The sequence below is a fragment of the Arthrobacter sp. PsM3 genome, from assembly GCF_030433895.1.
In the GTDB taxonomy this organism is placed as follows: Bacteria; Actinomycetota; Actinomycetes; order Actinomycetales; family Micrococcaceae; genus Arthrobacter.
Genome location: NZ_JARUXE010000054.1, coordinates 1 through 20449, shown reverse-complemented (window position 1 = coordinate 20449; position 20449 = coordinate 1). Strand labels below are relative to the sequence as shown.

General features: G+C 62.7%; 16 protein-coding genes and 1 pseudogene. 10 read left to right on the top strand and 7 right to left on the bottom strand.

The window, feature by feature from the left end; translation table 11 throughout:
* Positions 1–946: transglycosylase domain-containing protein (locus tag QCD75_RS19870; RefSeq protein ID WP_301231184.1), on the bottom strand; the 946-nt coding region annotated here is incomplete at its 3' end.
* A 22-nt stretch (positions 947–968) separates the two neighbouring features.
* Positions 969–1931, bottom strand: coding sequence for a prolipoprotein diacylglyceryl transferase (gene lgt / locus QCD75_RS19865; RefSeq protein WP_301231182.1), 963 nt, complete (start codon positions 1929–1931; stop codon positions 969–971).
* Positions 1932–2253: 322 nt separating this feature from the next.
* Here lgt and QCD75_RS19860 point away from each other — a divergent pair, with 322 nt between their 5' ends.
* From QCD75_RS19860 to QCD75_RS19850, 3 genes are all read left to right on the top strand, one after another.
* Entirely contained in the window at positions 2254–2634 is a 381-nt protein-coding gene (locus QCD75_RS19860) for a MarR family winged helix-turn-helix transcriptional regulator (RefSeq protein ID WP_301231180.1), read from the top strand.
* Positions 2635–3706: 1072 nt separating this feature from the next.
* Positions 3707–4102 carry a DUF6454 family protein gene (locus QCD75_RS19855; protein WP_301231179.1) on the top strand — a complete coding sequence of 132 codons (396 nt, stop codon included), beginning with the start codon at positions 3707–3709 and terminating at the stop codon, positions 4100–4102.
* A 2127-nt stretch (positions 4103–6229) separates the two neighbouring features.
* Positions 6230–6646 (top strand): YybH family protein, encoded by a 417-nt coding sequence (locus tag QCD75_RS19850; RefSeq protein ID WP_301231178.1) that lies wholly within the window; start codon positions 6230–6232, stop codon positions 6644–6646.
* Between the two features lie 685 nt (positions 6647–7331).
* Here the strand turns inward: QCD75_RS19850 and QCD75_RS19845 are convergent.
* The 3 genes from QCD75_RS19845 to QCD75_RS19835 form a co-directional block, all read right to left on the bottom strand.
* Positions 7332–7622, bottom strand: a complete 291-nt coding sequence (locus QCD75_RS19845; protein ID WP_301231177.1) for an antibiotic biosynthesis monooxygenase family protein — start codon at positions 7620–7622, stop codon at positions 7332–7334.
* A 420-nt stretch (positions 7623–8042) separates the two neighbouring features.
* Positions 8043–8867, bottom strand: a complete 825-nt coding sequence (locus QCD75_RS19840) for a hypothetical protein (RefSeq protein ID WP_301231175.1) — start codon at positions 8865–8867, stop codon at positions 8043–8045.
* A gap of 304 nt (positions 8868–9171) precedes the next feature.
* Positions 9172–10791: a COG1470 family protein gene (locus tag QCD75_RS19835; RefSeq protein ID WP_301231173.1), complete on the bottom strand. Its 1620-nt coding sequence runs from the start codon at positions 10789–10791 to the stop codon at positions 9172–9174.
* A gap of 626 nt (positions 10792–11417) precedes the next feature.
* Between QCD75_RS19835 and QCD75_RS19830 the strand changes: the two genes are divergently transcribed.
* The 3 genes and pseudogenes from QCD75_RS19830 to QCD75_RS19825 all read left to right on the top strand — a co-directional run.
* Positions 11418–12590 (top strand): protein kinase family protein, encoded by a 1173-nt coding sequence (locus QCD75_RS19830; protein WP_301231172.1) that lies wholly within the window; start codon positions 11418–11420, stop codon positions 12588–12590.
* A gap of 89 nt (positions 12591–12679) precedes the next feature.
* Entirely contained in the window at positions 12680–13138 is a 459-nt protein-coding gene (locus tag QCD75_RS22275; protein ID WP_367400677.1) for a helix-turn-helix domain-containing protein, read from the top strand.
* A 31-nt stretch (positions 13139–13169) separates the two neighbouring features.
* A pseudogene (locus QCD75_RS19825) lies at positions 13170–14018 on the top strand (IS3 family transposase); the annotation flags it as partial.
* A 745-nt stretch (positions 14019–14763) separates the two neighbouring features.
* Here the strand turns inward: QCD75_RS19825 and QCD75_RS19820 are convergent.
* Complete coding sequence (locus tag QCD75_RS19820; RefSeq protein ID WP_301231171.1) at positions 14764–15123, bottom strand: ArsR/SmtB family transcription factor; 360 nt, start codon at positions 15121–15123, stop codon at positions 14764–14766.
* A gap of 4 nt (positions 15124–15127) precedes the next feature.
* Positions 15128–16357 carry an MFS transporter gene (locus tag QCD75_RS19815; protein ID WP_301231170.1) on the bottom strand — a complete coding sequence of 410 codons (1230 nt, stop codon included), beginning with the start codon at positions 16355–16357 and terminating at the stop codon, positions 15128–15130.
* A 273-nt stretch (positions 16358–16630) separates the two neighbouring features.
* Here QCD75_RS19815 and QCD75_RS19810 point away from each other — a divergent pair, with 273 nt between their 5' ends.
* The 4 genes from QCD75_RS19810 to QCD75_RS19795 all read left to right on the top strand — a co-directional run.
* Positions 16631–16945, top strand: a complete 315-nt coding sequence (locus tag QCD75_RS19810; RefSeq protein WP_301231169.1) for a heavy-metal-associated domain-containing protein — start codon at positions 16631–16633, stop codon at positions 16943–16945.
* Positions 16946–17017: 72 nt separating this feature from the next.
* Positions 17018–19147 (top strand): copper-translocating P-type ATPase, encoded by a 2130-nt coding sequence (locus QCD75_RS19805; RefSeq protein WP_301231167.1) that lies wholly within the window; start codon positions 17018–17020, stop codon positions 19145–19147.
* 74 nt (positions 19148–19221) lie between these two features.
* Positions 19222–19734 (top strand): hypothetical protein, encoded by a 513-nt coding sequence (locus QCD75_RS19800; RefSeq protein WP_301231166.1) that lies wholly within the window; start codon positions 19222–19224, stop codon positions 19732–19734.
* A gap of 138 nt (positions 19735–19872) precedes the next feature.
* Positions 19873–20449, top strand: a 577-nt coding sequence (locus QCD75_RS19795; protein WP_301231165.1) for a DUF305 domain-containing protein, incomplete at its 3' end; no start/stop codon positions are given.

Below are 20449 nucleotides of genomic sequence, written 5' to 3'. Positions count from 1 at the left end.
TGGTGAGCCCGCCCAGATACAGGAGTTTCTTGCGGGCTGTTTCGTCGGCCCCGAACGCGGGGTCGTTGAGGATCAGACGCTGGACGTAGTCGCAGAAATACGGTGCCGTGACCGCGCCGAAGCAGCCCTGGCTGCTCGGGTGGACGTTCAGTCCGATGGGCGCCTTCACGGCGGCGTCATGCTCGGGAGCGGTGATATGTCCTTGCTGGAGCATCTTGTCCAGGACTTCGTTCCTCCGGGCCACTACATGATCCGGTTCGGTGAGGGGATCGTAGTAGACGGGGCTGTTCACGACCCCGGCGAGGGCTGCGGCTTCCGGCAGAGTCAGGTCGCTGGCAGGGATGTTGAAATATTCTTCGGCGGCGGCGTCGATGCCGTAGGCGCCATTGCCGAAATAGACGATGTTCAGGTAGCCCTGCAGGATCTGGTCCTTGGAGTACTTCGTCTCCAGGGCAATCGCGAGCTTCATTTCCCGCAGCTTGTCGCCGATCGTTTTGGAGTAGCCGAGCTTGACCTCATCGCTTTTACCCTGGGCGACGAGGGATTCGATGATCATGTTGTTCACGTACTGCTGGGTGATGGTGGAGGCGCCCTGGCGCCCTCCCTGGGCCGTCGCCACGAGTGCCCTGAGGATCCCCGTGGTATCGATGCCGCCGTGCTGGTAGAAGCGTGCGTCCTCGATGGAGACGATCCCGTCCCGGATGAACGGAGACATCTTCTCCAGTGCCACGGGCGCGCGGTTTTCCGCATAAAAGGAAGCGATCACCGACCCGTCGCTGGCCAGCACGGTCGAGGATTGAGGTGCTGCATTCACGTCAAGATCGTCAGGCAGCCGGTCAAACATGCCGATGGAATTACTCAGGGCCGTTCCCGCCATGGCGGTCGCCGGGAGGAACAGTCCCGCCACCAGAACGCCGCTGAGGGTGCCGGCAACAACGAAGGACATTAACTTCCCCCATCGCGAGTCCTTACGGAGCATCCGTGTGTTCCTTCGATGCTCGCCCGGATTCCGGCGTCGGGCCGGACGCCGGGGGTTGCCGGGCGGCGTCGATATCAGCGCCTGCGGCGAAGCCGGGGGCGGCAGCATCCGGGATTGCGACCGAGCGTCCGCGGCGGAACAACAGCACAAATCCGATGACGCCGGCCAGGAAGATCAGCGCCGCGACCCAGGTGTTCACCCGCAGCCCAAGGATCAGGTTGGCGTAGTCCGAGCGCATCAATTCAAAGGCGAACCGCCCGGCCGTGTAGCCGGTGACATACAGAGCGAAAACGCTGCCGGCTCCGAGGCCGAAACGCCGGTCGAGGTAGAGGATCAGGAAGCCGACCGCCACGCACCAGAGGGACTCATAGAGGAACGTGGGCTGGAAATAGCCGAGCACGACCGGGGCGCCGGAGGAATCGGTGAGCGCAGACCCGGTGGCGGTGTCCATCTGGTGGATCTGAAGTTTCCACGGCAGCGTGGTCGGATCCCCGTAAAGCTCGTTGTTAAACCAGTTTCCCCACCGGCCCAGGGCCTGGGCAAAGAGCACGCCTGGTGCCACCGAGTCCAGGAAGGCTACCAGTGAGACGCCTGCCCTGCGGCAGCCGATCCATGCACCCAAACATCCCAAGGCGATCGCGCCCCAGATGCCCAGCCCGCCGTCCCAGATGGCGAAGGCGTTCCAGGGATTCGCCCCGGGAACGAAGTACAGTTCCGGATCGGTGACGACGTGATAGATCCGGCCGCCGATGATCCCGGCCGGGATCGCCCACAGGCAGATGTCCAGCACTTGCCCGGCCTGGCCGCCGCGGGCAACCCAGCGGCGGTTTCCCAGCCAGAGAGCCAACGCGATGCCGGCCATGATGCAGAGGGCATAGAAGTGGATGGTCAGCGGGCCCACATGGATGGCACTGAGGGTGGGCGATGGAATGAAGGAATCACTGGCAGTCATAGCGGAGAGGCATCCTGTCTGGAAGGTGTCGTGGCGCGGCCGCGCACTTGCACCCCAGGATCCCGGCCGGACCGATTACGGGGCCGGGATCAGCCCGGCTAAAGAGGCCAGGCACCGGGAAGAATAGCTCTGCCACAGAACTATTCTATAGGTGGGTGTATCGGGATAGGCTGAGATCATGAAAACGGCCGAGGGACCTGTGCTGGAATCCGGGCCGGACCAAGCCCGTGCCGATGCGTGGTCTTTGACCGGCGCAATCACCCGTCTACGCCGGGTTCTGCGTTCGAGCGTGCGGCAGGAATTTCCATGGGAATCACTGCCCATGGCCCAGGTCGAAGTCCTGCAACGCCTGGCTGATGAACCGGGTCTTGGTGTCAGCGGACTCGCGTCACGTCAGCGCCTGGCCACCAACACGGTAAGCAACCTCGTGCAGCAGATGGTGAGCTCAGGACTGGTGGAACGCCTGACCCGCCCGGGCGACCGGCGGTCCGTAAGCCTCAGCCTGACCGATAAGGGAACCACGGTACTCAGCGCGTGGCAGGCGGCGAACGACCAACGCCTCGGAAAGGCGCTGCAACGGCTACCGGAGGCATATCAGAGAGCCATCGAAGGCGCGGTCCCCGCCCTGGCCGCCCTTGCAGCCCTGCTGGAATCCGACGATCAGATCCGGGAGAACCACCCGGGAACAGAACCGGCACCCTGACAGCTCAGGCCAGTGAGCCCACGATCAAAAACGCTGGGGGCTTCCTTCTTGTCCCGCCACTATTAGCGGTTGCGGCGGCACCCTATGAAGCTATCAGTTGCCGCGACCATGGGACGGGGCTAGCGTGTGGTTTAGGAAGTGGCCCGAGGTAACTATTTATCGGGGGTGGGCCAGTTCCCTCGCACCCTCATAAGGACCTAACAAAAGGCCCTCAGCTGTCCGGGGATCTCCGGCCAGCTGGGGGCTCTTTTGCGACACAAAGGGGCCGGCGGCCGCATGGATCTGCAACATCATCGCAACCAACTCAAGCAAGTTCACGCTCAGCCCCCTCCACGTGGGTGACAGCACCGCTGCCTGGTACTCAGCCTTCTTTGAGCCGTCTGCACCCGGGAAGATTCTCACCCCACGACGGGTACATCACACCTTCGTAATGCTCAGCTTCCCGGCGCGCCGTCTCTGCTTCGATCGCCTTCGCCACGAAGTGGCTCCAAGTACTGTCCCCCTCGGCGTAACTGGTCGCCCGGTAGGGAGCCCGCGCCCGATTCCGCAGCGCGGCGGTGATACTCACCGTCAAGTTCGCTGTGTCGGCCTCTTTGGGTTCTGACTTCTTTGGCGTCTCCGGCCTGTGTCCGGGGAGCATCCTTGCCAGCGGCGCTTCAGCGGCCGGCGCGGCTGTGCGCCGTGGGGGCAATCCAAGTGCGGGGCGGCTGGGTGTCGGTTCGGCGCTCACGCGTTGACCTCGTGGGATTCGGCGACGGCGATGCGGCGGGTCACATCCATGGCGACTGCGTGGAGCTCTTCGGCCACGCTGGAGGCCGACTTTGACCCGGCATTGCCTGCCTTCGCTTAACCGCGCAGGACCTCCCACCATTTCGGTGCCTTGCTGAGCTCCAGCTCGAGCTCGTGGGCCAACAATCCACGCTCACGGCATGCCTGGGCCGTGGCCCCCGCGTGGTGGATGCTCATCGGGAACAACACTTCGTCTGTCCCAAAATCGGCGGTGGGGTGGTCGCGGGTGACCTTGTGAACCTGCTTGTAATTCCTACCGGTACCGGTACCGACGATGGCCCTCGTGGCCCAATACCTGCCCGACAGAAGCGCCATCATTTCCCGCGTCGACGCGGACACCCTCGACGTCCATGAGCAGTTCGAAGTCAAAGACCACTTCGGCGGCATCGTGATGGACAAGCAGACCGGGCACCTGGTCGGCAATACCTGGGGCTCACGCCGCTTCGCCGAACGGGATCTGCAGGGCAAAAAGCTCTCGACCAGGGCCAACCCGAACGACTTCATCGACTACCAGGACTGCCAGTATGTGCCCAGCTACAAGATGCTCTGCGCCGGAATCACCAACCCCCCGCAGACCCCAGCGGCCGGCCCTGCCTACCGACAGGCCAGGCTCAGCGACCAAATGATCTGCTCCGGAGCAGTTGCCATGTCATGCCGTCTCCCCCGCATTCCTGCATGAACAGGTATCAGGGCGGAAATGCTGGACCGGCCGCAACCCTCAGTTGATCTAAAGAATGATCAGCAAATCATGTTGTAAGCGGCCCTAGCCACCATGAAGTAGTGAAGGCGAAACCCTAGGGAAAGGACGAACGACGATGAACACCCAAAAGCGACCCCGCAGGGCGGTACCCGATCCCCCGTAGGCATCCGCTCCCCTACACAACCGAATAGGCCGTTTCCGGGACCCCACACACCCGGAACATCAGATCAGAGGCAAGAGTGTGGACACTGTCCACACGAAAAAACACAAAAAAGGTCCCTGACCTGCGGAAACACTGTGCCCGAGGTGGGACTCGAACCGGGTTCCGGCCATTGCAAACACTGGACTCCCGCCGAAACATACGGAATCCGGGCCAGTCCGGCACCGGTACGGCCCAGTCCGCGACCCAAAGTGTGGAAACTGTCCACACCCCCTAATTCTCCCCACCAAGGGCTCCCCCAAACAGCCGTACTCGGCGTTGACAGGGCGCGGCAGTTCTTCGCCGCCCTGAAAAACTTGATCCTGCTGGAGAAGGTCAACTTCAAGTGCAACCCGGTCCTGCCCGCGCTCGTTACGGACTACCCGCCATGCCCGCACGGCGCGCAGAGTCTCCAGGCTCTGCATAGCGATTCCTCCTTCCTTCACTCCCTTCATTGTCCGAACATCCGACAGCCGCATGACCGATTCTCTAGTTTTGCCGAATGGGCCAGATGCAATTCCGGCGCTAGAGACGCGCTGCCTATGCCGTGCAGATTTTGTGATTACTTCAGGAACTGTCAAAGAGGGCACAGCTCGAAAGTCTCGAAGAAAACCCCGAACCGACAGATTCTATGACGCCCGAAGGAATCGACCGATCTCTCCGTAGTGGCACTCGTGCTGGCTGTGGCCGGATGCAGCAATGCCGGGACCCGAACCGAGACGTCCTCGCATCCTTCTTTACCGCCAACTGTAGTCACGACTCCTACGCCGTCTGGGACACCAACCGCAACTCCCCCGCAGCAGCACCCACTACTCGGCCGGAGGGGCGGCTACCCAAGGCATCGTCATCCAGGAGTGCACTGCTAACGCTACCTACCTGAGAATCTACGATCCCGAGTCCGGTGATTCCATCGGTCCCACTCAAATTTTCCTGCGTGACCCGGCAACTATTCGTCCATCGTGCCCGAAGGTTCCGGTGCAGGTCGGCACTGAGCGGCCACTGCGCGATATGTTCAGCGCGGACTTCGGCAAGATAGCAGACGGCGAGCTGCACCGGCGGGACGACCAGACACATTGGTTATCTCTCCGCCGGTCAAACGTTCGCTGACCTCACGCCTCCGATGGGCTCCACGTACGGAGCCCTGACACCTGACCAGAGCTATCCGTTCTTCAACCCTGTGACAGATCGACCCAGGTACCACGACAATTCCACTCACCACCCCGGATCCGTCGGCCCGTCGAGCGGCCGGCAGGAGGCCGACCCGGCAGGCGGCGCGTCCGCGGTTCGGCCGTTTCATTTCGATCGAAGCTAGACGCCCGTCTATTGGGACAACGCCAATGTCATCACTCCCGACGACAAGCTGATTATTGGCTGTGGGGTCAGCGGAACGTGGACGGTTATGCCTTCCCGGAAATCGTGGCGGGGGGTGCGCCGTAGGAAGCGCCGACCATAAAACTCTGAGCCAGATAGCTATTCTCCCACCCAGTGAACTCGCCCAATCCGATGAAGTCGCAAGCCCTGACGGTACCCAGATTGCCTTCATTTCCGGTCGGAGTCTGTCCGTCACGAGTTCCACCAAGCAGCAAGAGCCCAGGAAGCTCTCCGACGGACCTGAGGACGATGGGTATCTGCGCTTCGCCGCGTGGCAAAAATGACTTCGACCACTAACGTTGCTGTTGTCAGCTAGCCAGGTTCAACTATGGCGACGATGGCATCGGCGGGTCATGGCGGCCGGGATTTCGCCTTTATCAGTTCGCCGGGGGACATGAAAGCCCCGGTCAGGCAAGGTCCTTCATTAGCAGGGGTGTAGCTGAACCCCGGGCCGGCCGTTGCCAGGTTCCCTCCTAACTAGAGTTTACGAGACGCGAGCACATTTTGTTCATGGCGGCCGCGAGCATACTGGTGCCATGGGCGACCGCGACGATTTCCTGGCCTGGGTGAAGTCCACTCTGCGGGATGCGGAGAAGGCACTTCACGACGGCGATCCCGGCCCGCGCCGTTTGATCTGGTCCCGTAAGGAGCCCGTGAGCGTTCTGGGGGCTTGGCGGAACGCTTTCGGGCTGGAGCAGCTGGACAGACTCTTCACCGTGCTCGGGCAGAGCTTCTCCCAGGTCATCTCCTTTGACTTCGAGGTCCAGGCCTTCGACGTCGTGGGCGACATGGCTTACACGGCCGGGTTGGAGCACATCTCCACGTCCGTAGACGGAGAGCCGCGTACCTTCACTCTTCGTGCCACACAGATATACCGCCGTGAAGACGGGCAGTGGAAAGTCGCCCACCGCCACGCCGACACTGTGGCGCCGGACCCCAGCAGCCTCACTTAGCTGCGCTAAGCAGCGCCGGCCGTTTCGAGGGCGTTGTGCTTCCCGGTGAGCAGCCGAGCTGGTGGCCGATGCGCACGGTGAGCCTCCGCTTGGACTGCCCACCAGTGGCCTCCCGGCGGTCCTGGGTCAAATCCGACCTTGCACAAGCCCAGTAGCGCGCGGAATCCAGTGCAGACGACTTCTGAACTGACAATCCAGATTTCCGGGACCTCCCTTCAACTAGAGTCTGTGAGACTCCGACAGTGCGGCTACGCTGGCAACACCGAAGCAAGCGTGGATCTGCCGTGAACATACAGCGAAGACACCATGAACTGCGGCGTGTGGGTTGGGGCCCGCTTCCCCCGACGCCTGTCATTTTCAGAAGACGTCTGCACGGAATGTCAGAAGTCCTCTGCACTCTGAACGGGCCGTCTCGACGGGAGACGAATATCTGGCGTTCTGGTTCCACTTGGTCCGGTTCAGCTATTGGCGGTCGGCCCGAGGCGGAACCAGCGGGGTCCTCGGGCGACGCTCTTCCGTCAGTTGGCCGGGCTGGGTTGGCTTCGGTAGATTCTGACGCCGTCACTCTGGAGAAAGAGCGCGCGTCCATTGCCGTCCGCCAGTTCGAGCCAGAGAACGCTTCCGTCAGCGGCCAGCACATCGATGCGGCCGGTGGCGACTACTTTCCCGTGGTGGTAAGGGTCGGCTATCGCACAGTTGTGAAGTGCTCAACGACCGGGAACGGGTCGTAGAAACGGTGAAGCAGCTCCTTCCACCGCTCATACTCGGCGGACTCGCGGAAGCCGTCGGTGTGGGCTTCGACCGAATCCCACTCAACGAGGAGGAGGTAAAGGTTTGGAGTCTCGATTGAGCGTGAAATAGAAAGACTCCGGAAGCCCGGCTGCTGGCTGATCAGAGGGCGCGCAATTCGGAATGCCTCTTCGAACTCGGACTCGCTGCCGGTACGGACGGGAAGGATCGCGTGCTCCAGAATCATTCGCTCAGCTTCTCACGGCCGTCCGGGTGAGGTCGGCTTGCGGGCGCCGGGGGGTGACATTTAGCGCTGCGAGAATGCCGCCACTTATCGCTGCGATTCACACGACGACGCGCGTCGTCGCCGCGAGGAAGCTCATAAAGGGTCGTTTTTGACAGCAGGCCGTCCAGGAGAACTGAGCAAAGGGGTGGGCTGGTCCGAGGACTGCGGACCAGCCCATCGGTGACCGAGCAATCATCCGCGCTGACCCCCAGAACATCGCATCACTCCGTGTGGCCGAACGCTGCGAGTTCCGCCTCATCGCAGAGATGACCTCGATGACTAACCGCCGTCCGGACGGCTCGCCCGCAGTACACGCAATCTACGCTCTCGACCTTCCCGCCAGGACAAATGCCCGGTGAGGGATGGGCCCGACGGTCAGGGCTAGGCTGGCGTAGTTAGCGGGGGTTGGAGCGGCGGGAGGCCCAGGCCTTGGGCCTGGGCCACTTGGTTGATCGGCTCTATCAGGCTGCGCTCGTTGAGCCAGAGCTCGGTCAGACGCGACTTGTATACCGAGTGCATGGGGGGCGCTGGTTCCGCGCGGTACAGGTGGTTGAGCATCGTTACAGCACGGTCCTGGTACCACTGACCCTCGGGGGTGGGGTTCGAGACGACTAGCGTGGCGAGGTTCTGGAGGTAGGCCAGCAACGCGGTGTAGTTGTGGTGCAGGCACTTGGCCTTATTTGCGCCGACCTGTGCGGACACCGCGAAACCGGCGGTGTCTCCATGTACGTGCATGGCCCCGTCATGAATTGCGGCCGAGCCGTCGGGAGTGGGGTTCGAGGGGAAGTGCCGCGCCAGTGTGGAAGCCAGGAGCAGCGGGTCGGTGTCGCGGTGCAGCGCAGAGATCACAGTGAACTGGCCGGCGTTCTGGAAGGCGATCGGCGTCTCGAGAACATCTTGAGTGGGCAATGACGGCAGCACTTGGTACGGGAACCCCCCGTCGACCGGCTGCATCACGCCCACGTTGCCTCGGGTCAGCGTGTTGAGGAGCAGGGCGGCCTGCTCATCGGAAGGCCAGGGGGTTACGTTCTTCAGCCGAAAGTGGGCGATAGTCGTCAGGGCGAACGGGTGGCGAATAGCCTCGATGTCGACCCGTGGGTGTGCTACCGGTGTGTTCGTATCTACGAAGAACCGCACGTATTGAAGCGGGAGCAGGACCGCGACGAGGTCGTTGGTGCCGGTCTCCCAGTATGACGGGCTGAGCATGTACCGCCAGAATCTGCTCCTGTACTGAGGCCATGGTAGGCGGAAGTCCGACTGGTCCTTCACGCCCTTTAGTCGGTTGATCTCCTTGGCGTAGCGATTCTTCGTGAGGTCAACCCCCGTCTGCCCGCCAGTATCAAACCGCCATGTCCGCCCGACCGACACCAGCACGTTCTCGAGTTTCATGTCGCACCCCGCTATCGTTGTTACTGATTGATCAGTGTCTACGACTCCAACCAAAGGTTGGAAGGTCGCCGACAGATCCGCGGGTCGCTCCTTCGTGGGGCGGCCCGCACATGTTTCGGGACTACTTCTGTCTGAGCAGTGCCGTTTTGTTGCCCAACGCTGGCAGCGATGCCGGGTCGTAAACTTCGAGACCGGTCTTGGTGCTCCAGTCCAGATCGACTTTGCCATCCTTGTGTATATCAAGGATGGCTGCGATGTCGTTCGTCCTGAGGGCATAGAAGAATCTCTTCTCCTCGTCATCTGATACCTCGTTGCTGAATTCGAATGTGATCTGCGGTGTGACGAACTCCTTGCCGTCCGTCTGGCCGAGGTGGAGGTAGATCACGTTATTGACTTGGTAAGAGGGGAAGAGGAGTCCGGCGCCGCGGTGCGCAAGGGTGCGCAGCACGTCTTCAGGCTCGGCGTTCACGCGGAACCGGCGACGTCCAACGAGTTGCCTGTAGAGCAACGCGACGACCATCCACGCCACCACGCCGATGAGGATGCCGAGCCCGAACAGCAGCCCAACCGAGAGCGTGCTCACCCTGCGGGTGAGGTCCTCGCGCCAGATGAACCACACCAGCAAATAGGCCAGCACACTGCCGAGCATGACGACGGGCATCTGATTTAGGTCTCTGGGGTCCACCTTGTCGGGGATGCCCGATCCTATCCGCGGGTATACCCATCGGATCGCCGCGAGGAACGCAGCGATGGCGAGCAACCCGGGCAGCAAGAACAGCGTGCCTATGCCGAACGGAGAGATCGCGTCGATGCCGAAGACGGTGAGCTCGACGTCGTGCGACGCGACCGCCAGGACCTCCGGAACCGGCGCGGCAGCGTTCTTGGCAACGCGGGTCCCCATTAGGACCACGCTCACCTGCTGCGTTCCCGTCCGGACGCTTGAATGAGCCCGTACCTCCAGATGGACCAGGTCGGATGCTCCCGGTGCGAGGTCACTTAGGCAGGTGAGAAGACGCTCGCCGGTCCCGGGAGAGCAGTCGGCCGTGGCCGAGGGTTGTGGCATTGCGAGATCGGCATCGTCGCTGTCGACGGCGAGCAATCGTAGGTTGGTGAACTTCATCGCCGTCGGGTTTGTCAGGCGCACGGTCGCGTGCCTGCCGTCGCCGTCGCCGAGCTTAGAGGGGAAGACTACGAAGGTCGCCTCGGGCATAGCGTCGCCCGCAGCGGGTTTGACAGACAACGAGGCAACGACCCGCCGAGCCGATGTGCCCTGGTTGAACTTCACGACGATACTGACTGAGTTTTCCCCCATCCCGGGGTCAGCGCTGACATCGAGATTGATGAGCTGTGACGACCCCGGGGCGAGGGTCCAGGGAAGACCGGAAACGGTACTCGCGGTCATGCGGGGCGGCACGGCCACGTTGACGTCATCAACCGTGACTGTGGCATCCGTCGGGTTGTTCAACACCACCGCGACCTTAACCACGTCTCCCGGAGCGAGAGTAACGGACGACGGGACGATCTGCACCGTGGGCTCTGACGCGTCGGCCGCGGAAACGGCGACCGGCTCTGAGAGTGCTCCGAAGGGACTAAATAATGCGATCACAGAAAAAGTGATGACAGCAGCGAGGACTCTCGGCCTTTTTAGTTCCCTGCTGGCAATCGCAATCTGTCGGCCGGTTCGAAGCCAATGCTTCGCCTTTTGGCCGATTCCCCCCAACCCTGGTTGCTTGTACTCCAATTGGCGGCCCTCCTCTTTGAAGAAGTTCCCAGCTCATCAGCAGTGTAAGCCGCTGGCCGCCCGGAGTCACCGTGCCTAAGCGTGGCAGCACCTCGGCGTCCGACAAGTACGCCAAGTCTCCCCCTGCCGCATGGCAACAAGCGTTACCCATGGCCTAGATACGGTTGAGAAACGGTCGTTAATGCTCGTGACGAGGATCACGCGCGATCGCTAACGTATTCGACTCCGCGCCGCACACAAACCGGCATGCAGCTGATCGAGATTGCCTTGTCCCTTGTCCATCCATCCGTTGCCACCACCGGGATATCGATCCCCTGGTTGTGTGGCTCCTGCCTCAACTTCGTGGTTGCCCACCTTCGCGCAATCCAGAGACCGTAATTCCGAATCGCTGTCGCGCTCCGCGAACCCCACCGTTGGTCGCGGAGCGGCTTCTCCCATCCCAGGACAGCGCGCCGCGAGCCTGCCTAGGGCGGCTCGCACATCGATGCCCCAGGAGACGCGAGTGCCGGGCTGGGGGCGACTTTAGTCTACTGGACGCCGCGCAGTTCCGCCTTGGTAGAAATGAGAGAATCTGGAACAGAGGGGCGAATCCGGCAGGTTGCCCTCGAATTCAGGATGGGGGGACGATGCCGAACGCTTCCGACATGCGAGTGGCTGATTTACTGGAGAAATACAAGGAATTACCTGCACCAAGGGCGTACTCGCGACTCTACGAGGACGTTGCCAATTTCGGGCACATGTTGGCTGTCCTTCACGGCCAGCTGAACAGTCATTTCCTGGCGATTAATGAGCGGGCTAAGGATAAGCAGAACTATTGGGCCCCGGCCAGCAGGGAGCTACTGGCTCTCATTGAGGAGCTACGACAGGACCTCCACAATGCGAACTTGGCCGGGTTCGAGGTGAACCTCATCGAGTCCTATGAGTTGGCCCTCGAGGATGCAGAAACGTGGCTCAGGAAGAGCAACGGAAGTCCCATCCCCGACGACTACAAGCCAGTCGAAATTTTGCGATACGCCCAGGCCTTCACCTTCGGCGACAAGTCAATCCGGTTGAAGAGGGAATCGACTCCACTAAAGCTGACGATGGTGGGCAGTGGATCGTATGCAGATGTCTACAGCTACGTCGACCCAGACTATGGAGTGAAGTACGCGGTCAAGAGGGCGAAACGTGAGATTGACGCTAGGGATCAACAACGATTCCGGCAGGAGTTTGAGGTTATGAAAAACCTGAGCTTCCCCTACGTGGTTCAGGTGTTCAAGTTCAATGAAAAGCGCAACGAATACGGCATGGAATACTGCGGTGAAACGCTGCGGCAGTATGTCCAGAGCCGAAACACCAAACTCAGTTTCTCCACACGGAAACGCATCGCCCTGCAGTTCCTCTACGGACTCAACTACATCCACACCAAGGGTCTACTACACCGAGATATCAGCCTCCAAAATGTACTGCTCAAGATCTATGACAATGAAGCTGTCCTCGTGAAGCTGTCCGACTTTGGGCTTGTGAAGGACAAATCCTCGGAGTTCACTCGCACCCAGACGGAAATGCGTGGAACCATACGGGACCCAATGCTTCACGACTTCAAGAGCTACGATCTCGTGAATGAGATGTACTCGGTTGGGTTTGTACTCTCATTCATCTTCTCCGGCCGGGAATCACTCCTCTCCGGCCACGGCGAAGCGGCGAAGCTCGTGCAGAAGTGCTCGTCTCATGACACGTCTCAGCGTTTTGCGAGCGTTCGAGAGGTCATAGCCGCGGTAGAAAAGCTTGACATCAAACCAGATCAGGCGCCCGCATAGCTTGCGTATCAGGAAGAAAGGCCGGCACATTGAACTGCTCCCCGAAAGTTGGACTGAAAATTCAGTTCTGACTTAAGGGGAGCAGTTTCATGTTTAAGGGCAGTTCGTTGTCTGAGGAGCAGCGCGAGGCCGCGGTGGCGCTGTTTGCGACTGGTTGGGGCTCCAGGGCCGTAGCGACCAGGCTTGGGGTGGGTAGGAAAGCAGTCCTCCGGTTGCACGACAGATGGCGCGTTCGCGGAGATACTGCTCTTGTGACCACACCCGTGAAGCGGCTGTATTCGTTCGAGCTCAAGCTCAACGCTGTGCAGCGATACATTGCCGGCGAGACTAGGGTCGCTCTGGCGAAGGAGCTCGACCTGTCGTCGCCACACCTGATAGCCGTGTGGGCGGGGCAGTATCGGGCTGAGGGCGAGGACGGCCTCCGTCCGAAACCTAAAGGCCGGCCGAGGAAGAACCCAGATGCCCGGCGCAGCAGGAACCGGAGCTGCAGCGGCTGCGGCGTGAGAACGAACGCCTGCGTGCGGAGGTGGCCTTCCTGGGAAAAGTAAAAGCCTTGAGGGACGAGGAACAGCGCTAAACGTCCGCGCTGTCATCGCACTCAAGGCTGAGCATCGGTTGGACGTTCTCCTGGACGTAGCCGGGTTACCTCGGTCCACGTTCTTCTACCACCAGTCCCGCCTCCAAGGCCCCGATCCAAGGGCGTCCCTGAAGGCCGCTATTACAGAGATATTCAAGAAAAACCACGGCCGGTACGGGCACCGTCGTATCCATCTTGAGCTGCTGAAGCAAGGCTGGACGGTCGCCAAGAAGACCGTTCTGAAACTGATGCGTTCCCTGCGCCTCGTCTGCAAGGTCCGAAGCAGGAAGCGATACAACTCCTACCGGGGCGAGCAGGGCATCGTGGCCCCCAACCTCCTGAAACGCCAGTTCGAAGCCGACGCCCCAAATCAGAAATGGGTCACCGATGTGACCGAGTTCAGCGTCGGTGACCGGAAGCTCTACCTCTCACCGATCATGGACCTTTTCGACCGGCAGATCATCTCCTACGCGATTGGGACGTCGCCCAATCTAGAGCTGGCCAACGCCCCCTTGCGGGGCGCCTTGGCCACGCTTGAGGACGGACAGAAACCCCTCGTGCACTCCGGCCAGGGATTCCAGTACCAGCACAACTCCTGGCGCACACTTTTGGAGAACGCCGGGGCAGTCCAATCGATGTCCCGTAAAGCAAACTGCTATGACAACGCCGTCATTGAGAACTTTTTCGGACACCTCAAGGAAGAGCTCTTCCACCGTGTCCGTTTCCTCAACACCGACGCCCTGGCAGCAGCGCTGCACGACTACATTCACTAGTACAACACCGAAAGAATCTCCACAAAGCTGAAGGGTCTCAGCCCTGTGCAGTACCGTGCTCAAACGCTCGCCGCGTAAGACCCCCAGCAAACAACGCAGCATTCGAGCGCCATATCGAAGCAAGGACCGCCGGGGCCGGGCGCTAATGATGAAGCCAGTATCGCTTGGGCCCGTCTAACGATCGGCACGTGAGGCATTGTCGGGACTGAGTGGCCTGCGAGCGAGAGAGGGGTACTTTCCTGGCATTAGGACGATTTGGCACCGTTCAGCGATCTGAATTGGCCGCCGAGTTCCTGAGCCAGTCCCTTGAGGTCTTTGCCGCTTAGAGGCTCACCAAGTGCTTCGGACATGTCTACGACCATCCAGTTCTTGCCCTCCACAATGGACAGAGGCTGAGCTGAATCACCGTACAGCTGGTGCACACCCGCCGATAAATGACAGCGCACGCAGGCACACGGCTGTCACGCCGGGCGCTGGAGGCACCTGCGGCTAACTGTGGCCGACACACATGGCCCAGCCGTCAAAATCCCTGCAGCTCACTTTTGACCGGCTTTCTTTCCGGAAACGAGTTCTGACCCCCGCTGTTGGGGCATACGGGTCCTTTTCGGATGTCATTTTTCGAAGTCGTCTGCACGAAATGTCCAAAGTCGCCTGCACGGAATGTCAGAAGTCGTCTGCACCGCTTATGGTTTTGGGCTCCGCGCGGGACCTGTACTGGTCGTGCAAGGGCTGGTACGAGCCCTACCCTGGCCGGTGTCCTTGGCGTTTTGCTGCGCCGATAAGGATCGGGCTCTCTTCGGGGCAGCACTGGACCCGGTGCGGGTCAGTCGTGGGCGGGTTCGCCGGTGACTTTGTGGTCGGCGTGGTTCAGGCCTTCCATGACGAGCCGGGTCAGGTGCCCGTCTGTGAGGCTGTAGATGACGTGGCGGCTGTGCTTCTGGGTGGTGACGAGGCCGCTGAAGCGTAGCTTGGCCAGGTGCTGGCTGACCGAGGTGCGCGAGGCTCCGGTCTGCTCCACCAGGGTTCCGACGTCGGAGGGTTCCTGGGCCAGGAGCCAGAGCAGGTGCAGCCGGGTGGGGTCCGAGAGCATCCGGAACGTGGCCGTGGCCGCGTCCAGCCGGCGGGCATCCGGTGCGTCGGGGTGGTTGAGGCTGGCGGCCGGAATGGGTTGTGCGTTTTCCACCGGCTCAGCCCTTCACGGTCTCCGGCACGGGGCCGGTCCTGGATGCTGCGGGCCAGAAGCGGAACGCCGCAACTGTACTGATTGTAGCCACGATGGCCAGCGCGGCGGCTGCTACCGGCTGGCCGGCTGCGGCGCCGATCCAGCCGGCGACGGGATAAGTGATGATAAAGCAGGCATGGGAGAGGGAGAACTGGGCGGTGAAGATGTAGGACCGGGTGCTCTCGGTGGCCGCCCGGCGCAGGAGGCGGGCGGAGGGTGTGTTGATCATCGAGGTTCCGGCTCCGAGAACCACCCACAGTCCCAGCAGCACCGGCCAGGTCCCCGGCACGGCGAGCAGAGCAAAAGCCCCGACGAGGCCGGCGGAAAGCAACACGGCGCCGGCACGCATGAGGACCCGGTCCGGCACCCGGTCCAGGATCCTGGGCGCGCTCAGCGCGACGAGCATCGACCCGGCACCGAAACAGGCCAGAGCGACCGCGACGTCGGCGTTGGAACCACCGAACATGTCCCGGGCATAGACGACGGTGTTCACCAGCACCAGGGCGGTCGCGGCCGCGACGGCAAGATTCAGAGCCATCAGGGCCCGCAGCTCAGGGTTGCGGGCAAAGATCCGCGTGCCCAGAGTGGTCCGGTGCCACAGCGTCCCTTCCTGCTTCACGGCAGCGGCTCGCGGCAGCCTGGTCGTGACCACGAGGGCTGCGGAGAACAGGAATCCGGCCACGGTCCCGAGGAAGAGATCGTGGAAGGACAATACGGTCAGCAGCCCTGCGGCGAGGGCTGGGCTGACCAGCGACTCCAGGTCATAGGCCAGGCGCGAGAGGGAAAGGGCGCGGGTGTACTGGCGTTCATCGGGGAGGATGACCGGGATCAGGGACTGGAACGCCGGGGTGAAAGTAGCCGAGGCGCTCTGCAGCAGGAAGACCAGGACATAGATCTGCCACGCCTGATCCACCATCGGCAGCATCAGTGCGATACCGGCACGTATCAGGTCCGCCCCAACCAGCACCGCCTTTTTCGGCAGCCGCTCCACCAGCGCCGCCATCCACGGGGCAACGAACACATACGCGAGCATCTTGATCGTCAGTGCCGTCCCCAGAACGGCGCCGGCCTGGCCGCCGGCCAGATCAAAGGCCAGCAGGCCCAGCGCCACCGTCAGCAGCCCGGTGCCCAGCAGGGCCACAACCTGGGCCGAAAACAGCTTCCGGTAGGCCGGAACGGCCAGAACTTCAATCAAAGGGACTCCTCGAAACCACCACCGATACACCAATATGTGCTTATATGCGCACTTATTAATGCTAGCGCATCTCATCCCTGGTCCAAAACAGCGCCGGCGCATCGCGTGAGGGGAACATCACGTCCGACCCTGCTTGTCAGACATACCCCCTAGGGGTATGTTTGGGGTGTTGTCAGTGAAGTGGTTTGTCCAGGCTCCGCGGAATTCGCCGGGCCGTCACGGCCGTTCAACCCCAGCACCCCATTACTCCTTCTCGAAAAGGACCCAGCTGACATGTGCGGAACAGACACCAGGACCGAACTTTCCCTCGAAGCGCCGGAGGAGTCCGGCTGCGGCTGCTGCTCGTCCGGCGCCCAAACGACGCCGCCAGCGGCAGACGGCTCCGTTTACTCGATTGAGGGACTCACCTGCGGGCACTGCGTCCAGACCGTCGAAAAGGCTGTCGCCTCCGTGGATGGGGTGGAATCGGAGGCCGTCGAGCTCGTCGCCGGGGGAACATCCCGCCTGTCGGTAGCCGGGACCGCCAGCGCAGACGCGGTTAGGGACGCCGCGACCGGCGCCGGATACAGCTTCACGCCCAGCCCGTAATCCCGGCGGCGCACCCGTCGCGGGCGGGCCCCGGGGCCGCCGGCACCGGCAAAATTCCTAAGGAGCACAGAAATGGACCAGGACCACCACAACGGACCTTCCGCCCGGCAGGACGCGCCAAGCGCTCCGCACGGCGGGTCCGCCGTCGCGCATGCACCTGACGCCCACGCCGTCCATGGCCATGGCATGGACGACGAGCACATGGTGCACACCCATGGCCAGCACGCCGGACACAGCGTTGCGATGTTCAAGAAGAGGTTCTGGGTCACGCTGGCCCTGTCCGTGCCGGTGGTCTACTTCAGCCCCATGTTCGCGGATCTGCTCGGCTACATGCCCCCGGTTTTCCCCGGCTCGGCCTGGATTCCGCCGGTGCTGGGCACCGTGATCTTCTTCTACGGCGGGCAGCCCTTCCTCAAGGGTGGCCTGGAGGAGCTGAAAAGCCGGAAACCGGCCATGATGCTGCTGATCGCCATGGCCATCAGTGTCGCTTTCATCGCGTCCTGGGTGACCAGTCTCGGGATCGGCGGTTTTGACCTGGACTTCTGGTGGGAGCTGGCCCTGCTGGTCGCGATCATGTTGCTGGGGCACTGGATCGAGATGCGCGCCCTCGGCTCCGCACGGGGCGCGCTCGACGCTCTGGCCGCACTGTTGCCCGACGAGGCGGACCGGATCACCGCTGAGGGCACGGAAACTGTCAAGGTCAGCGAACTCGTGGCAGGGGACACCGTTCTGGTCCGCTCCGGGGCCCGGATGCCGGCCGACGGCATGGTCGTCGACGGCCAGGCCGAGTTTGACGAGTCGATGATCACCGGCGAATCCAGGACCGTCCTCCGCTCACCCGGCGATAAGGTCATCGCCGGAACGGTCGCCACAGACAACACCGTCCGCGTGCTGGTCACCGCGGTCGGGGATGACACTGCCCTGGCCGGGATCCAGCGGCTGGTGGCCGAGGCGCAGGCCTCCTCCTCCAAGGCCCAGGCCCTTGCAGACCGGGCCGCTGCGTTCCTGTTCTACTTCGCCGCCGGCGCAGGCGTCATCACGTTCATCGTCTGGTCAATGCTGGGCAGCGTTCCCGACGCCGTCACCCGCACCGTCACCGTGCTCGTGATCGCCTGCCCCCATGCCCTGGGCCTGGCCATCCCCCTGGTGATCGCAATCTCCACGGAGCAGGCGGCCAGGGCCGGTGTCCTGATCAAGAACCGGATGGCCCTGGAGCGCATGCGCACCGTCGACGTCGTACTCTTCGACAAGACCGGGACCCTCACCAAGGGCGAACCCGCGCTCAAGGACGTCGCCGCCACCGAGGGTGTGGACCGGAACGATCTCCTGGCGCTGGCCGCAGCCGTTGAAGCGGACAGCGAGCACCCGGTGGCCCGGGCCATCGTCCGGGCCGCCCAAGAACAGACGCTGAAGATTCCGGTGGCTTCCGGATTTTCGTCCATGACCGGCCGCGGTGTCCGCGCCACGGTCGACGGCAGGACCGTTCAGGTCGGCGGCCCGGCTCTGCTCCGGGACCTCGACGTGGAAGAACCGCCGGCACTGGCAAGTACCACCCGGGCGTGGATGGACCGCGGCGCGGCCGTGCTGCACGTCATTGACGGGCAAAGGATCCTGGGGGCCGTGAGCCTCGAGGACGCCGTCCGCACCGAGTCCCGCCAGGCCGTCAAGGCCCTGCAGGGCCGTGGCATCAAGGTCGCCATGATCACCGGTGACGCCCAACAGGTCGCCCGCGCTGTCGCGGAAGAGCTCAACATCGATGAGGTGTTCGCCGAAGTCCTCCCGGCCGATAAGGACAAGAAGGTCGCCGAACTCCAGGCCCGCGGACTCAAGGTCGCCATGGTCGGGGACGGCGTCAACGACTCCCCCGCCCTGGCGAGGGCCGAAGTCGGCATTGCGATCGGCGCCGGCACCGACGTCGCGATGGAATCCGCCGGCGTGGTCCTGGCCGGCAACGATCCCCGGGCCGTCCTGTCGATGCTGGACCTGTCCCGGGCCAGCTACCGGAAAATGTGGCAGAACCTCATCTGGGCCACCGGCTACAACATCATCTCCGTCCCGCTCGCCGCCGGCGTGCTGGCCTTCGCCGGAGTCGTCCTCTCCCCTGCCGCCGGTGCCGTACTGATGTCCGTCTCCACCATCGTCGTCGCCCTGAACGCACAGCTCCTGCGCCGGCTGAAACTCAATCCCGCCCAGGTCCGCTGAACCCGTCAGCCACCCGGGCGCATCCCGGGCCGGTAACCTTGAAGCCAACCAGACCGCACGGAAGGAGGAACACCATGACCGCCATCTCAGCCCGGCGTGCCACGGCATTTCTCCGAGGTGCGGCCCTTCTCGCGGGAATGCTGGCGCTCGTCGCCGGCATTTTGGGCATGCACATCATGACCGGCACGCACGCCATGCCGGCGGCCACCGGTCATAACACCGGGGCGCTCCATGCCATGCCGGCGTCGGCCACCGGTCATGACACCGGGGCGGCGCTGCCCCACATGCAGGCCCCGGAGCACCCCGGCCACTTCGCGGACATCACCGCGGTCCCGGGGACCACCGCAGCTCCGGGTATCACGCACGCACCAGGACCGTCATGCGCCGATACGGGCGGGTGCACGATGATCTCCGCCATGGGCGGGAACTGCGTCCCCTCTCCCGGGACCACGACACTGGCAGCTCCGCCGCCGGGCACGACGCCCCTGCCTTCCAGCGGCGGGCCCATTACCGGCATTCCCGACAGCGGGTACGAGTTCATTCCGCGAAGTCCTTCTCCGGGCCAACTTTCCATCAGCCGGACGTAAACGGCCAAGCTGCGCCGTGTCCTGCCCGGCGCGCCCCGCTTACCCGATACGCACCTGCCGGCCGTTCAGCCGGGTTACTGGCGTATTCTCCGCCGTCGTGCAACAACGCCGATTTGATGATTGAAGGACTTGAACTCCATGAAGAAAACTCTGACTATTTCTGCCCTTACCCTTGCCTCCGTGATAGCCCTTGCGGGCTGTGCGGGGACCTCCGGAAGTGCACCTGCCAGCTCCATGCCGGGCATGGGCCAAAACGGGATGGGGATGTCCTCCAGCTCCGCCCCGTCCTCCTCGGACCACAACGCGGCGGACACCATGTTCACGCAGGGAATGATCCCGCACCACGCCCAGGCCGTGGAAATGAGCGACATGATGCTCAAGAAGCAGGGCATGGATGCCCGGATCACCGCTCTCGCCACCAAGATCAAAGCCGCGCAGGCGCCCGAAATCGAGCAGATGACGGGCTGGCTCACGACCTGGAACGAACCGACGCAGATGGCCTCCGGCCATGGCATGGGCGACGGGATGATGGGCGATGATGACTTGAAGAAGCTCGACACCGCCCAGGGTAGCGAAGCGGCCAAGCTCTTCCTGACCCGGATGATCGCCCACCACCAGGGTGCCGTGGCGATGGCCACGACTGAAATCAGCCAAGGCAGGAACCCCGACGCCATCCAGCTGAGCAAGGCAATCGTGACCTCCCAGACAGCCGAAA

Coding starts and splice junctions, on each gene's coding strand:
- QCD75_RS19810 (WP_301231169.1), top strand. CDS start 16,631: ATGTGCGGAACAGACACCAGGACCGAACTTTCCCTCGAAGCGCCGGAG.
- lgt (WP_301231182.1), bottom strand. CDS start 1,931: ATGACTGCCAGTGATTCCTTCATTCCATCGCCCACCCTCAGTGCCATC.
- QCD75_RS19805 (WP_301231167.1), top strand. CDS start 17,018: ATGGACCAGGACCACCACAACGGACCTTCCGCCCGGCAGGACGCGCCA.
- QCD75_RS19830 (WP_301231172.1), top strand. CDS start 11,418: ATGCCGAACGCTTCCGACATGCGAGTGGCTGATTTACTGGAGAAATAC.
- QCD75_RS19850 (WP_301231178.1), top strand. CDS start 6,230: ATGGGCGACCGCGACGATTTCCTGGCCTGGGTGAAGTCCACTCTGCGG.
- QCD75_RS19860 (WP_301231180.1), top strand. CDS start 2,254: ATGGCCCAGGTCGAAGTCCTGCAACGCCTGGCTGATGAACCGGGTCTT.
- QCD75_RS19845 (WP_301231177.1), bottom strand. CDS start 7,622: ATGATTCTGGAGCACGCGATCCTTCCCGTCCGTACCGGCAGCGAGTCC.
- QCD75_RS19840 (WP_301231175.1), bottom strand. CDS start 8,867: ATGCTCAGCCCGTCATACTGGGAGACCGGCACCAACGACCTCGTCGCG.
- QCD75_RS22275 (WP_367400677.1), top strand. CDS start 12,680: ATGTTTAAGGGCAGTTCGTTGTCTGAGGAGCAGCGCGAGGCCGCGGTG.
- QCD75_RS19800 (WP_301231166.1), top strand. CDS start 19,222: ATGACCGCCATCTCAGCCCGGCGTGCCACGGCATTTCTCCGAGGTGCG.